The organism is Varunaivibrio sulfuroxidans (assembly GCF_029318635.1).
GTDB lineage: Bacteria > Pseudomonadota > Alphaproteobacteria > Rhodospirillales > Magnetovibrionaceae > Varunaivibrio > Varunaivibrio sulfuroxidans.
In genome coordinates, this window is record NZ_CP119676.1 from 120093 (window position 1) to 133548 (window position 13456).

Below are 13456 nucleotides of genomic sequence, written 5' to 3' on the forward strand. Positions count from 1 at the left end.
CCGTTCAAACGGCTTTTGTCGTTGGACGTCGTGGGGTATCATCCCTCACATCCGATTTACGCTCGATGACGGAGTTAAATTGTTCGCCATGAGACGTGTCGTTATTACCGGTATCGGCGTCGTTTCCCCATTGGGGAGCGGCGCTCGACATACCTGGAATCGTCTGGTCAATGCCGAATCGGGTATTGATTCCATCACCTCATTCAATGTTTCCGATCTTCCCGCCAAAATCGCCGGGCAGGTGCCCCTGGGCGAAGGCGTGGGGGATTTCAATATCGACGCCTATGTCACCCCGAAAGAACGCCGCCGCATGGACGATTTTATCGTCTATGGCCTAGGTGCGGCCAGCGAAGCGGTCGAGGACGCCGGTTGGACGCCTAGCGACGAAGGCGAGCTGGTGCGCACCGGCGTGATGATCGGTTCGGGAATCGGCGGCTTGCCCGAAATCGCCGACGGTTCGCTGACCGTCGATTGCGAATCGGGCGGCGGCGTGCGCCGGCTCAGCCCCTTTTTCATTCCCGCCAGCCTGATCAACCTGGTTTCCGGACAGGTCTCGATCAAGTACGGTTTTAAGGGACCCAACCATGCCGTGGTGACGGCGTGCTCCACCGGTGCGCATGCGATCGGCGACGCCGCGCGCTTGATCATGTGGGACGATGCCGACGTCATGGTCGCGGGCGGCGCCGAGGCGGCGTGCTGTCGTTTGGGCATGGCCGGGTTTTCACAGGCCAAGGCGCTGTGCGCGACCTATAACGATCAGCCGCAAAAAGGCTCGCGCCCCTGGGATCGGGACCGTTCCGGGTTTGTCATGGGCGAGGGCGCGGGTGTTGTCGTGCTCGAGGAATTAGAGCACGCCAAGGCCCGTGGCGCGCAAATTTACGCGGAAGTCGTGGGCTATGGTTTGACCGGAGACGCCTATCACATCACCGCGCCCACCCCGGACGGTGATGGGGCTTATCGGTGTATGAAGGCGGCGATGAAACGCGCCCAAATGAACCCCGAGGACATCGACTACATCAACGCCCATGGCACATCGACAATGGCCGATGTTATCGAATTGCAAGCCGTCAAGCGGGCTTTTGGCGACGCCGTCAACGGTCTTTCGATGTCATCGACGAAGTCGGCCATCGGTCATTTGCTGGGTGCGGCGGGCGCCGTCGAAAGTGTGTTTTCGGTATTGGCGATCAAGAACGGCGTCGTTCCACCGACCCTCAATCTGGACAACCCGGATGACGGCTGTGATATCGATCTGGTTCCTCATCAAGCCAAGGAACGCCCGGTACGTGCGGCGCTGTCCAATTCATTCGGTTTCGGCGGCACCAATGCGTCCTTGATCTTTAAAGCCTTTACTTAAAGCCGCCGTGGGGATGGCGCGCCTTTTAGCCGTTCTGTTTGTCATTCTCGGGGGTATTCTCGGCGCGTCGTGGTGGGGGTATTCCCAATTCGACGCGCCGGGGCCGTCCACCGTGCCGATTACCGTGGTGATCGCCAAGGGCGGTGGGGTGCGGGCGATCGCCCACCGGCTTGCCGATGTGGGGGTTATCAGGCATCCCACCGTGTTTCGCATCGCCGTGCGTCTATCCGGGGCCGATACCACACTGAAGGCCGGAGAGTACGCTTTCCCCGCCGGGGCGAGCGCGCGCGATGTTCTTAATCTTTTGGTGTCAGGAAAGACGGTGGTGCGCAAGCTCACCATTGCCGAGGGATTAACCACAAGGCAGGTGTTGGATATTATTCGAGGCGCCGAGGGGTTGGTCGGAAGAATAACGCGATCGCCCGCCGAGGGTGCGCTTTGGCCGGAAACTTACCATTATTCCTGGGGGGACGAACGCGACGCTCTGGTGCGCCGGATGACCGTCGCCGATCGCCGGGAGATCGATGGATTGTGGGCGCGCCGTGCGCCGGGCCTTCCGTTGACGTCGATTAATCAGGCGATCACGTTGGCCTCGATCGTCGAGAAGGAAACCGCGCTTCCCGAAGAGCGCGCGCATGTCGCCGGCGTATTCTTTAACCGCCTAAAACGGGGAATGCGCCTGCAATCGGATCCGACCGTGGTGTATGGCCTCAGCGCGGGTGAGGGCACGCTGGGGCGGGCGTTGACCTATCAGGATTTGCATACGGCGACGCCTTACAACACATATATGATCAAGGGACTGCCTCCCGGCCCTATCTGCAATCCGGGGCGAGCATCGATCATGGCGGTTTTGCATCCGCAAAGCACGCCCGATATTTATTTCGTCGCCAACGGTCGCGGTGGGCACGCTTTCGCGCAAACATTGCAAGAGCATAACGCCAACGTTCGACGTTGGCGGAAAACTCAGCAAAATGATAATGGAAGCTGACTGTGCGTGTTGATGGCCTCGTCTATGGCGTGCAGACCGACATCGATGCCGTTGGGGGCTTTTTTGGCCTTTTTCTTCATGACGGCGATCCGTTCGGACAACTTGTCGAAGGATGGGCGCACGACGCCGTGGGGCAGGTGGAGGACGGCGGCGCTGATCGTCAACAGATCAAAATGCCGCTCGACGCCATGACGGTCGTTGGCCACGATGTGGCCGCGCCGACGGTCGTCGGGATCGTAAAAGCTCTCCACGTTGTGTGAAAACGTGGCGCGCAGTTCGGTGGTCGTCGAGACGACGTCTTGAATATCTTGATCGTAGACGCCGACAAAAAAATCGTCGCCGCCGATATGTCCCAAAAAGGTGTCGCTGGTGTTGAAGGTCTTGCGCATCAGATCGGAAAACAAGACGATCGCCCGGTCCCCTTGGCGAAACCCGTAGGTATCGTTGAAGGGCTTGAAGTTATCGAAGTCGAAATAGACCAAGGTCAGATTGCGCTCGGTCTCGTCGAGAGCGTCGGCGACGAAATTGGCGATCATATTGTTGCCGGGAAGCTTGCTCAGGGGGTTTTGGTCGCGCGCGCAGGCCAGGTTCATTTCATTGATCGCCCTCAGTAGTGACGTTGCGGTCAAAAATCCGACATAGCGCGAATTGTCGGTAATCAGAACGCCTTTGCAATCGTCGGCCATGGAGAAAAATTCGAGCACCCGGTCGGTGCTGGTGCGGATATCGACGATGGGGCACGGCGTGATAAAGTCCTGGACTTTTTTTCCGTAGGCCCGGTTCGCCATCAAATCCTTGCCGTAGGGGGAATAGCTGAGTTCCTTGATGTCGTTTTCGCGAATCAGACCGATCGGCTGTTCGACGGCGTCGAGCACGGGAAAATAGGACAGATTCTTGTTTTTCCTCAGGATCTTGAAAACGTCTTCCATCGGGGCGTCGAAGCGCACGATCGGCAGGCGCTCGATGCGCTCGCTGATGAAATGGTCGTCGCGCGCGTTCTTGCGCCGGTCGCGGCGGTTGATATCCTCGACGATGGGATAATTCGATGTGATTTGAGCGGCGTCGATCGTCGGCTTCTTGATCAAAAACCCCTGCACCAGATCACAGCCGATTTCCTTGCAGGTGAGGAATTCTTCCTCGGTTTCGACGCCTTCGGCGATCACCAAGATGCCCAGGACATGGGCCAGATTGACGATGTTGGTGAGGAACAGCTTCTTGCGGCTATCGCGCGATATCCCGGAAATGAAGAAGCGGTCGATCTTGATGTAATCGGGATTGCGTTCGTAGAGCAGTTTCATGCCGGAAAATCCGGTGCCGAAGTCGTCGATCGCAAGGCGGAAGGATTGCGCCTTGTAATTGTCCAATATCCGGTTGATGTTGCCTTGCCCGGCGATGTCGTGACGTTCGGATATCTCGAAACAGACCACGTAGGGCGGCAGGCCGTGGCGTTCGAGAAGCTGAACCGTCGCACCCATCTGGTAATCGGGGGAGTTCAGTATCCGATTGTCGAGATTGAAGAACATCTTCACCTGTTCGCCCAACCCCAGGGCGCTGAACTTGCGGATCGCTTTTTCGCGGACGATCAGGTCCATTTGATGAAGGATTTGCAGCTTTTGGGCGTAATCGAAGACCGCGAAAGGCGTGGTGAACCCCAAAGTCTCATGTCCGCGAAGCAAGGCCTCGACGGCGTAACAGGCTCCGGTCAGGGTGTTGACGATAGGCTGGAAGGCGATATCGATATGGCGTTCGACCTGTCCGAGAAAAGGCGGCGACGCGATTTGAGTAAACGGATTCTCCGTCCTTTCGAGAGGGGCGGGTACATCTCGGAAATGAACAGGGAAATGGATCGCCATGGGTGGGTTATCCAAGCTGAGTTGTTTAAGGTCTCCGATTATCGCGAAACAAATGTTACAGTTTCTAGCTCGAAGGAAATATCGGGACGGGAAAAGGTGTTTTTTCGCACCGGAGATTTACCGGGGTGGTTTTTTCGGTGCGCGGTTGAATAGAGCGCCGCGAAACGGCGCGGGCAAAAGGCGTAGGACGCGGGTCAGCAGGGCCGTCTGCCAGGGAAAGACGATATAAAGCGGGCGGCGAGCAAGGGCGCGCCGGATAATCCGGGCGGCTTTTTCGGCGGGCATCAGAAAGGGCATGGGGAAGGGGTTGGCGTCGGTCATGGCGCTGGCGACGAAGCCGGGGCAGATGACGCTGACGCACACCCCGTCGGCTTTGAGCTGCCCGTTGAGGGCCTCGCCCCAGGTTATGACGGCGGCCTTCGACGCCGAATACGCCGCCGCGCCGGGGATGGCGATGAAACCCGCCAGGGAGGCGACGATAGCGATTTGCCCGCCGCCACGAGGGCGCATCGCGGCCACTGCGGGAAAGACGGTGTTTAGAACACCACCGAGGTTGGTGTCGAAAATGGCGCGGGCCTGTTCCGCGCTTTCGACCTTCCCCCCGGAGCCGCCCGAGATGCCTGCGTTCGCGATCACCAAATCCAGGGGTTGATGGCGATCGGCCCCTTCGATCCAGGCGGTTACGGATTGCGCGGACTTGACATCAACAATGGCGGTGTTGACGTCGGCCCCTTTGGCGCGACACTGCGCGGCGATGTCGTCCAGGCGGGTTCGGTCGCGACCGCAAAGCGACAAACGAACACCAGGGGCCGCGTAACGTAACGCCAAGGCGCGTCCGATACCGCTGGACGCCCCGGTGATCAGAATATGGTTGGGCTCTTTCATGGCGTTCACCATACACCGAAAAAGCGATTTTTAATATTCGTCGCAACGCACCGAGGCGCGATGCAAGGCGCGATGTGTTGCGCGGGCGGGGGCGGGGCGGGTATAACTTGGTAGACCCTCACGGCTGGAGGGGGGTAAGGCCGGTAGGCTCGCACTCGGGATCATAGGGGGTTTTTTGACAGTTTCATCCATGACCGGTTTCGCCAGGAGCGCAGGACGCCTGGAGACTTGCGCCTGGAGTTGGGAAGTAAAAAGTGTGAACGGCAAGGGGATCGATGTGCGCACCCGAATGGCCGGCGGTTTCGACGACCTCGAACCCCGCGTCAAGGCGCTTGTCACGAACCGGTTCAGGCGGGGAAACCTGTCGCTGTCCTTGGATTTCGAGTGGACGGCGTCACGCACCCGTCTGTCTTTCAATGAGACGGTTCTCGATGAAATTTTAGGATTGATTGATACATTGAAAACCCGTTTGGGCGATCTGCGCCCACCCAGCGCCGATGGCTTGCTGGCGGTCAAGGGACTGCTCGAAACCACCGAGGGCGAGATCGACGACGATACCCGTCAAAAGGCGGAGGCCGCCGTGTTGGCCGGACTGGATGAAGCTTTGTCGAGGTTGGCCGAAATGCGCGCCGGGGAGGGCGAAAAACTGGCCGCGGTGCTTCACGGTCAATTGGATCGAATCGCGCGGTTGCACCACGAGGCCCGTGCGTTGGAATCGGTACAACCCGAACGTATCGGCGCGCGTCTTTCCCGTCAGGTCGCGGCCTTGTGCGCGGACGCCACCGACATTCCTCCCGAACGGCTGGCGCAGGAAGCGGCGCTTTTAATGACCAAGGCGGACGTGCGCGAAGAATTGGACCGCCTGGCGGCGCACCTGCAGGGAGCGAGAAGTCTTTTGGATGAAGACGGCGCGATCGGCAGGCGGCTTGATTTTCTATGTCAAGAATTCAATCGCGAGGCCAATACGCTGTGTTCGAAATCGTCGGACGTGGCGTTGACTAGGGTCGGTCTCGAACTTAAAGCGACGATCGAACAATTTCGTGAGCAGGTGCAAAACATTGAATAATGATCCCCATATCGAACGACGCGGCTTGATGCTGGTGATGTCGTCGCCATCGGGCGCCGGAAAGACGACGATTTCCAGGGCGCTGCTGGCGGCCGACGACAATCTGTCGATGTCCGTTTCCGCGACCACCCGCCCGCCCCGCCCCGGCGAGGTCGATGGCGTCGATTACTATTTTATCGAAAAGAAAAAATTCGAGGATATGGTCGAAAAGGGGGAATTTCTCGAACACGCGCGGGTCTTCGACAATTATTACGGCACACCCCGCGCACCGGTCGAAGCCGCCTTGAAAGAAGGCCGCGACGTGTTGTTCGACGTTGACTGGCAAGGCACCCAGCAGTTGGGCGATAGCGCGGGTAAGGATTTGGTGCGGGTGTTTATCTTACCGCCGTCATATGAGGAACTTGAGCGGCGTTTATATAAGCGCGCCCAAGATAGCGTCGCGGTGGTTAAAAAGAGAATGGCCCAGGCGGCCAAGGAAATGAGTCACTATTATGAATACGATTACATCGTGGTTAATGTCGATGTGGCCGAAAGCGTCGCCAATGTCGCGGCGATTTTGCGCGCCGAACGCCTGCGCCGTGAACGTCAGCACGGATTGCACGATTTCGTCGCCGCGTTGAGCGCCGATCAGCCCTGAGTCCGGCGGCGGCCTATTTTTGGGACGGTGGCGCGAGGGTTTCATAGACCCGGGCGAGGGCGCAAAAATCGATGACGTCCAATTCCTCGGCCCGCGCGGTTTCCTCGATCCCCAGGGCCTTCAAGTGCGGGGTGAGGCCAATCGCCTTGAGGCTGGCGCGGAGCATTTTTCGCCGCTGTCCGAACGCCGCGGCGGTGACTTTCTCCATCGCCGCCCATGAGGCCTCGCCCAAGGGCGCATCGCGGGGGACGAGATGGACGACGCTGGAGACCACCTTGGGCGGCGGCGTGAAGGCGCTGGGTGGAATGGTGAACGCGGGGCTTATCGCACACAACCACTGGCACATCACCGAAAGCCGGCCATAGGCCTTGGTGCGCGGCCGGGCGAGCAGGCGGTCGGCGACTTCCTTTTGAAACATTAAGGTCATCGAGCGGAATGCTCGGGCGTGCCTGAGCCAGCCGATCAGCAACACCGTGGCGACATTGTAGGGCAGGTTGGCGACGATACGCCGGGGTGCATCGCCCAGCGTCCAGACCTCGATTTCGGTGGCGTCGCCCGCGATCACCTCGAAGCGCCGGGGGTGGGCCTCCTTCAGATAGTCCAAGGCTTGGATGCAGCGCGGGTCGCGTTCGACGGCGATCAGACGGGCGGCGTCTCCGGCCAGGATGGCGCGGCTCAGGCCCCCCGGTCCGGGTCCGATTTCGATGACGCAGTCGCCCTCCACGATGCCTGCGGTGCGGGCGATGCGTGCCGTCAGGTTAAGATCCAAAAGGAAATTCTGGCCAAGGGCCTTACGCGCCGAAAGCTCATGGCGGTGGATGATTTCTTTCAGGGGGGGCAGGCCGTCGAAAGAAACCCCGCTCACGACGTCGGCCCCCCACCCTCGGTGGTGGCGCGGTTGGTGGCGATGGCGAAGGCGCGGTCGATCGCGGCGATAAAGCTTGTGGGGTTGGCCTTGCCCTGCCCGGCGATGTCGAACGCGGTGCCGTGATCGGGCGACGTCCGCACGAAAGGAAGCCCCAGCGTGATGTTGACGCCGCCGTGAAAATCCAACGTCTTTAGGGGAATCAGAGCCTGGTCGTGGTACATGCAGATCGCCGCGTCATAGCCTTCTCGGGCTTCTTCGCCGAACATGGTGTCCGGGGGCAGGGGGCCGGATACGGCGATCCCGTCACCCTTAAGGATCTCTATGGCGGGGCGGATGATGGTGTTTTCTTCGTCTCCCATGGCGCCGTCTTCGCCGGCGTGAGGGTTCAACGCGGCAATGGCGAGGCGGGGATTGGAAAGGCCGAAATCGCGGCGTAGCGCCCATTCCGTGATGCGCGATAGGGTAACGATGGTTTCCGTTTTCAATGTGGCGATGGCGGTTCTCAGGGCGACGTGAACCGTAACCGGAACGACGCGCAATTGTGGGCAGGCCAGCATCATCACCGGTGGGGTCTGGATGGCGGCGAGATCGGCGAGAAACTCGGTATGGCCGGGGAAGGTGAACCCCGCTTGATAAAGGACGCCCTTGTGGATCGGGTTGGTGACGATGGCACAGGCCGCGCCGCTCTGGGCGTAATCCACGGCGCGCCGGATCGATGCGATCACACTGGGCGCATTGCGCGCGTCGCCCCGCCCCGGTTGAACGTCGTGTTCGAGGGGGTTTTCAAGAACGGGAAGGGCGCGGGGAAAAACATCGGAAGCCTGGGCCGGGTCGGCAATCGTTTCAATGGGGACATCGATTCTTAGGCGTCGAGCCAAGGCGCTTAGGCGCGCCGTGTCGTCAATCGCAAAAAAAACCGGCCCCGATATTTTTCGCCGCGCCCAAGCCATCAAGGTCAACTCACCGCCGACGCCCGCGGGATCCCCCATGGTCAAGGCGATCGGGGCGATCGGGGCGATTGGAGCGATCGGAGGGACGGCGGCGCGCCGGGCGGCGCTCATAGGCGGACGTCCACGAACGCCCTGCGGCGCAGATCGCGAAGCAGGCGGCGCGCACCGTTGTCGGCGCGCTCGGCGAACAGGCGGCGACGTACCTCCGCGCGCATCGCCGCCATCGTATCTTGACCGGAGCGTTCACAGACCATTAAAACGACGACGCCCTCTTTGGTGCGCACGGGCGCGCTGGGGTGATTGATCGGCAGCGAGGAGACGACGCTTTGCAGCGCCACGGGTAAGCTTGACGGCTTGACGGCGCCCAAGTTGCCGGACAGGGATGATCCACTTTGCCGCCCCAGGGCGTCGAACTGGGTGCAGCTTTTAGCATTCTGTGTGAGAGCGCGCGCTTTTTGCGCGGTTTGCGATACCGCCACCGCCGAAGCCGACGCGGGCAGAGGCAGGTAGAATTGGGAGATTTTCAGCTTTGGTTCGGGAATTTTGATGCCCGAACCCAGGCGTTTTTTACGTAAAAGAATGATGTGGTAGCCGTCTTCCGCCCGAATCGGTTCGGTGACCTGGCCGGGTTTCATTTTTTCAAGAGCCGCGCTGATTTTTGGGTCTACATTTCCCGCTTTCACCCAGCCCATATCACCGCCACGCGCGGCCGATGGACTTTGCGAAAAATTTTGCGCCAGCATCTGGAAATTGGCGCCGCGCTTTAGTTCTTGAACGATACGCACGGCGAGCTGGCGGGCGTCGCTGTCTTTCGTGCCTTGGGGGCCCGTGGGCAAGACGATTTCGGCGGTCAGGTATTCCGGACGGGTGGCGTTGGCGCGGATATCGCGCACCGCGGCGTCGATTTCCTCGGGGCCGATTTGGATCTGGGGCAGGACTCTGTCGCGGACGACCTTGCTCCAGGCGATTTCGGCCTTGGTGCGTTCGATCAGGGTTGATTTTGGGACGCCTATGCGCTGTAAGAGCTGATCGAGGGCACCCGGTTTGAAGTTGTTCTGACGTTCAATCTGCGCCAGGGCGACATTGATTTCATCCTTGGTGACGTTTATTTTCAGTCGCTTGGCCTCCTGAAGTTCAAGGTGCTCGTCAATCAAGCCGCGCAAGACTTGAGGTGCGAGGCGTCGGCGAACCTCTTGGGTATTGTCCAGGTTGGACGTCGCAATCAGCATCGTAATGCGTACGTTGAGGTCGTACACGGAGATGGCGTCTTCATTAACCACGGCGGCGATGGACAAGGTTTGTGCGTGAAGGGGAGCGGCGGACGCGAGAAAACCGAGCAGCGTCGCCACCACGACACGAAGCCCGGCCCGACGAACGCTACGGAAAAAGCCTGCCCGAACTCTCCGGGAAAAGCCGTGGAATAGATCTATGGTCATCGATTTTTCAGCCATCATGGTTACGATAAGTCGTATCTTTCGTGGGCGCTAGCGTGTCGTGTTCGCGCGAACGCTCCCCAGGGTTTTGAAGACGATCTCAAAAACAAACGCATCTGAAGGTTGAATCTCGCGATCCTGATAATAGGTTCGTTGGACATCGGTTTTGAATACGAAACATTCATCTTCATAGGCCAGGGACAACGACGTCGAGCGCATGCCACCGCCCGTTTGCAAGTCGCGAACGCCCGACACGGAGCCACGCCAATAACGAGACAGCTGCGATTTAATGTTCAAGGAAAGTTCCTTACGCCCGTTGTATTCGCTATCGGCCTGTTTGGGGAAATAAATGTAGTTCGACGAAATATTAAAAGCCGGCGTGCCGGCGCTTATCCGCACTTCATTGCGGCTGATGGCGTGTGTTTTCTTATCGATGCGGGTGCGGTACAAAAGGTCAACCAGATGTCCGGGTTGAATGTGCACCCGTCCGACGTAATCGGAAAAGCGGTCGTTGAGACCCGTGCCCGCCGCGAATGTGCTGTCGGCCTTGAGGCGATAGCTTTGCCCAAAAAGAACCGATGTGCTGCCGCCGCTGCTGCCGTAAACACCCCATTTTATGCCGTAATTGACCCGCGGCCCGCCCTCGACCCGATCATAGCCTGCGAAGCGATCGTGACTGAATAGGTTGGTGGTGTCAAATTCCACATCCAGGCTGTCTTCATTTGGAATACTTGAGGGATTTCCGCCGTAAGGCGCGACGACAAAGGATGTGATCGGCTCGATCAATTGATAGATATCCCGGTTTTCCTGGCGTACGAAAGGATAACGCCAATCAAACGCCAACTGCGGGTGGAGGCGCGCCTTGTATCCGGTGAACGTGCTGCCGTCGGTGCGTTTGAGGCCGTTGACGTGATAGAGGTCCCCCTGCACCGTCGCGGAAAGATCGTATATGTCGCCTTTGGGCGCGGTATAGGGAAGGTGCCATCCACTACGAAAAGAAAAACGTTGATCGTCCGTGCTCTTGGAACGGGTTAGCGCGACCATGCTCAAGTCCAGGGTGTTGTATGCGCCGTAACGCGATGGTTCGCTGACGTGGCTGTAGTCGAGCATCGGCGCCACGAGGGGAATGGAGCCCGGCTTGTCATTTGCACGAAGGCTTTGAAAGAGATACGATTTAGCGGAAAAATAATTGCGTCCACGAAACCCTTCGGCGAAAATTTTCGAGGTTAGCGTGTTTTGAGTCCCAAGCCCGTAGCGGCGCATATAGGTGTCCTGGGTCGTGCGTTGAAGATCGGCCCCCCAGCGCCAAGTATTGTCGATATCGAACCGGCCCATGCCGATGACATGACCGTGTGTGATTTTTTTGGAATCCTTGGTCAGGCTGGCGTCCAGGTTGATTTCGCCTTTGCGGAAACGCTGGCGGTAGTCTCCGGCCAAAACCGGACCTTCCTTCGAGGTGAAGATCGGACGCAAGGTAACGTCGCTGGACGGTGAAATGGCGTAAAAATAGGGCGTTTCAACCGTCGCGCCCAGATCCGTCGTCCCACCGAAGCGTGGGGGAAGAAGGCCGCTTCTGCGCTTGACGCTGGGATCGGGGTGGGAAAGATAGGGCGTGTAGGCGATGGGAACGCCGGCAAATTCGACCCAGGCGTCTTTGTATTCCACCGATTGCGCCTTCTTATCATGAAAGATTTCCATCGCTTTGACCTGCCATAACGGCGGGCGGCTGGGATCTTTTTTACATGCGTTGCATGCGGTGTACACCGCGCGACCGAGTTTGGTGAAGCGATTCTCGCGCAACGTCGCCGTCCGCGCGGCGAAACGAGATTTGTCTTTCATGACGATGCGCAGATTGTGCACGATGCCGTTCTTCAGATCGCCGGAGATTTTCATATCTTTGGCGAAAACCACCTCGCCGCTGGGCTCGCGCAAGATGATGTGGCCCTTGGCGCTGAGCAGGTCGTTTTTCTGGTCGTAAACGATCTTGTCGGCAAGCAGCGTGCGTTGGTCTTGGTTGACCTCGACATGGCCGCTGGCGGTGATGATTCCCTTAGCCTTATCTTGGGACATGGTGTCGGCGCTGAAGGTGGCGGGGGCGTTTTTATCAATCGGTTTTTGCCCCCATGCCGCCTGTGGAAGCGTCGCCACGGTAAGCGCCGAGGCCAGGAATAACGCCGGGGCCGATATCCGGAAAAAACGCCACCATCCCGTCGGATACCTTGATGCGGCCCCGCGCGCCGCGCCGCGCGACCAAAATTCGAGGGTGGACATGGACCGGGCGGTTGTTTTTGCCTGTGGTGTCGCGGTCATCGTGAATCAACCATCCTCAAGATGAAGCAACATGGCGAGCCCCAGTAACATGCTGACCCCGGATGGCGTCCAAGCGGCGAGGACGACGGGAAGCGAATTTGAAATGCCGAGCGCGAGAACGACGTCGGAGAAAAAATAAAGCACAAATCCGGTCAAGACGCCACTGGCGATAACAAATGTCGCTCCGCTTTTGCGACTATGGCGCAGCGTGAAGGTGGCGGCGATCAAGATCATGGCGCACATCAAAAACGGCGAAGCCAGTTGGGAATGCCAATGCAGACGGTGTCGCACCGCCGAAAATCCGGATTTTTCCAGCGTTTTGATGAAATCGGGCAGGGCCCAAAACGACATGGTTTCCGGTGGCGCGAAATTATCTTGGATGCGACTGACGCTGAGATCCGTGGCGAGGCGATAGGTCGGCTTAACCGTGGCGCCGCCTTCGGCGTTTTGAAGAATGGCGTTGGACATCAGCCAGTAGCCTTTTTCAAGCAAGGCCCTGTCGGCGTCGATGCGTTGTTTGAAAATATCTTTCCCTTTGAACAGGAAGACGGTGACGCCGTCCAGTTCGATGGTTTTTTTCTTCTGGTGCATGTGCAGGGCATGGACGACGGCTTGCCCATCCGGACTGCTTTGGCGCAGCCACAGGCCCGTGGGCGATAGGGCGAGGAAACTTTTCTGTCCCTTAAGATAGCGTCCTTCGGCCAAATCGTACCGCGCCAGAAGACTGGACGCCAGGGGGTTCAATGCGGCTACCTTGAAAACCCCAAGGGCGAAAGTCAGCGCCAAAACCGGAAGCAGGAATTGCCATGCCGAAATTCCGGCGGCGCGCGTGACGGCCAATTCGTTCGAGCGGGTCAAACGCCAAAATGTGGACATGCCGCCGAACAGAGATGCGAAGGGAAATGTCTGTTGGGCCATATGGGGTAACTTTAACAGCCCCATTTGAAGTACGATCAAAAAAGTGACGTCGGGTTTCGATCCCGCCCGGCGCAACAATTCGATGACGTCAAGCAGGTAGATCAGCGCCACGAAGCCGAAGAAAATGGCTAGGAAGCTGATCAAGAATTGCTTGGCGATATAGATCGACAGTGTGGGCGACAGGCGCATGATGA

The 13456-nt window shown here is 58.8% G+C and carries 11 protein-coding genes; 4 read left to right on the plus strand and 7 right to left on the minus strand.

Annotation, left to right across the window (positions count from 1 at the left end; all coding sequences use genetic code 11):
- Positions 1–88 precede the first annotated feature (88 nt).
- Together fabF and mltG are read left to right on the plus strand one after the other, a co-directional pair.
- Complete coding sequence (fabF, locus tag P3M64_RS00570) at positions 89–1354, plus strand: beta-ketoacyl-ACP synthase II (protein WP_132940106.1); 1266 nt, start codon at positions 89–91, stop codon at positions 1352–1354.
- Positions 1355–1367: 13 nt separating this feature from the next.
- On the plus strand, positions 1368–2342 hold the full coding sequence (mltG, locus tag P3M64_RS00575; RefSeq protein WP_132940105.1) for an endolytic transglycosylase MltG: 975 nt from the start codon (positions 1368–1370) through the stop codon (positions 2340–2342).
- Here mltG and P3M64_RS00580 read toward each other — a convergent pair.
- Positions 2318–4195 (minus strand): GGDEF domain-containing protein, encoded by a 1878-nt coding sequence (locus tag P3M64_RS00580; protein ID WP_132940104.1) that lies wholly within the window; start codon positions 4193–4195, stop codon positions 2318–2320. The two genes, mltG and P3M64_RS00580, sit on opposite strands and share 25 nt — an antisense overlap.
- 117 nt (positions 4196–4312) lie before the next feature.
- Positions 4313–5080: an SDR family NAD(P)-dependent oxidoreductase gene (locus tag P3M64_RS00585; protein ID WP_132940103.1), complete on the minus strand. Its 768-nt coding sequence runs from the start codon at positions 5078–5080 to the stop codon at positions 4313–4315.
- A 175-nt stretch (positions 5081–5255) separates the two neighbouring features.
- On the opposite strand from P3M64_RS00585, the gene P3M64_RS00590 reads away from it, so the two are divergent.
- Both P3M64_RS00590 and gmk read left to right on the plus strand, forming a co-directional pair.
- Positions 5256–6146: a YicC/YloC family endoribonuclease gene (locus tag P3M64_RS00590; protein WP_132940102.1), complete on the plus strand. Its 891-nt coding sequence runs from the start codon at positions 5256–5258 to the stop codon at positions 6144–6146.
- Positions 6147–6174: 28 nt separating this feature from the next.
- A complete protein-coding gene (gene gmk / locus P3M64_RS00595; RefSeq protein WP_132940140.1) occupies positions 6175–6783 on the plus strand; it encodes a guanylate kinase in 609 nt (202 codons plus the stop codon).
- A 13-nt stretch (positions 6784–6796) separates the two neighbouring features.
- Here gmk and rsmA read toward each other — a convergent pair whose 3' ends face one another.
- Genes rsmA through lptG form a run of 5 tightly spaced genes read right to left on the minus strand, consistent with a single transcriptional unit; the run spans position 6797 to position 13451 of the window.
- A complete protein-coding gene (gene rsmA / locus P3M64_RS00600) occupies positions 6797–7648 on the minus strand; it encodes a 16S rRNA (adenine(1518)-N(6)/adenine(1519)-N(6))-dimethyltransferase RsmA (protein WP_132940101.1) in 852 nt (283 codons plus the stop codon).
- The gene (gene pdxA / locus P3M64_RS00605; protein ID WP_132940100.1) at positions 7645–8712 is read right to left on the minus strand and encodes a 4-hydroxythreonine-4-phosphate dehydrogenase PdxA; all 1068 of its coding nucleotides are present in this window, start codon (positions 8710–8712) and stop codon (positions 7645–7647) included. Before pdxA ends, rsmA begins: the two co-directional genes overlap by 4 nt.
- Positions 8709–10037 carry a peptidylprolyl isomerase gene (locus tag P3M64_RS00610; protein WP_165886410.1) on the minus strand — a complete coding sequence of 443 codons (1329 nt, stop codon included), beginning with the start codon at positions 10035–10037 and terminating at the stop codon, positions 8709–8711. The genes pdxA and P3M64_RS00610 overlap by 4 nt, the downstream gene beginning before the upstream one ends.
- A gap of 48 nt (positions 10038–10085) precedes the next feature.
- Positions 10086–12344, minus strand: coding sequence for an LPS-assembly protein LptD (locus tag P3M64_RS00615; protein ID WP_132940098.1), 2259 nt, complete (start codon positions 12342–12344; stop codon positions 10086–10088).
- Between the two features lie 6 nt (positions 12345–12350).
- A complete protein-coding gene (gene lptG / locus P3M64_RS00620; RefSeq protein ID WP_132940097.1) occupies positions 12351–13451 on the minus strand; it encodes an LPS export ABC transporter permease LptG in 1101 nt (366 codons plus the stop codon).
- Positions 13452–13456 lie beyond the last annotated feature (5 nt).

Bases quoted from the DNA above. Each gene is read 5' to 3' on its own strand.
- fabF (WP_132940106.1), top strand. From the start codon at position 89: ATGAGACGTGTCGTTATTACCGGTATCGGCGTCGTTTCCCCATTGGGG.
- mltG (WP_132940105.1), top strand. From the start codon at position 1,368: ATGGCGCGCCTTTTAGCCGTTCTGTTTGTCATTCTCGGGGGTATTCTC.
- P3M64_RS00580 (WP_132940104.1), bottom strand. From the start codon at position 4,195: ATGGCGATCCATTTCCCTGTTCATTTCCGAGATGTACCCGCCCCTCTC.
- P3M64_RS00585 (WP_132940103.1), bottom strand. From the start codon at position 5,080: ATGAAAGAGCCCAACCATATTCTGATCACCGGGGCGTCCAGCGGTATC.
- gmk (WP_132940140.1), top strand. From the start codon at position 6,175: ATGCTGGTGATGTCGTCGCCATCGGGCGCCGGAAAGACGACGATTTCC.
- pdxA (WP_132940100.1), bottom strand. From the start codon at position 8,712: ATGAGCGCCGCCCGGCGCGCCGCCGTCCCTCCGATCGCTCCAATCGCC.
- P3M64_RS00610 (WP_165886410.1), bottom strand. From the start codon at position 10,037: ATGACCATAGATCTATTCCACGGCTTTTCCCGGAGAGTTCGGGCAGGC.
- P3M64_RS00615 (WP_132940098.1), bottom strand. From the start codon at position 12,344: ATGACCGCGACACCACAGGCAAAAACAACCGCCCGGTCCATGTCCACC.
- lptG (WP_132940097.1), bottom strand. From the start codon at position 13,451: ATGCGCCTGTCGCCCACACTGTCGATCTATATCGCCAAGCAATTCTTG.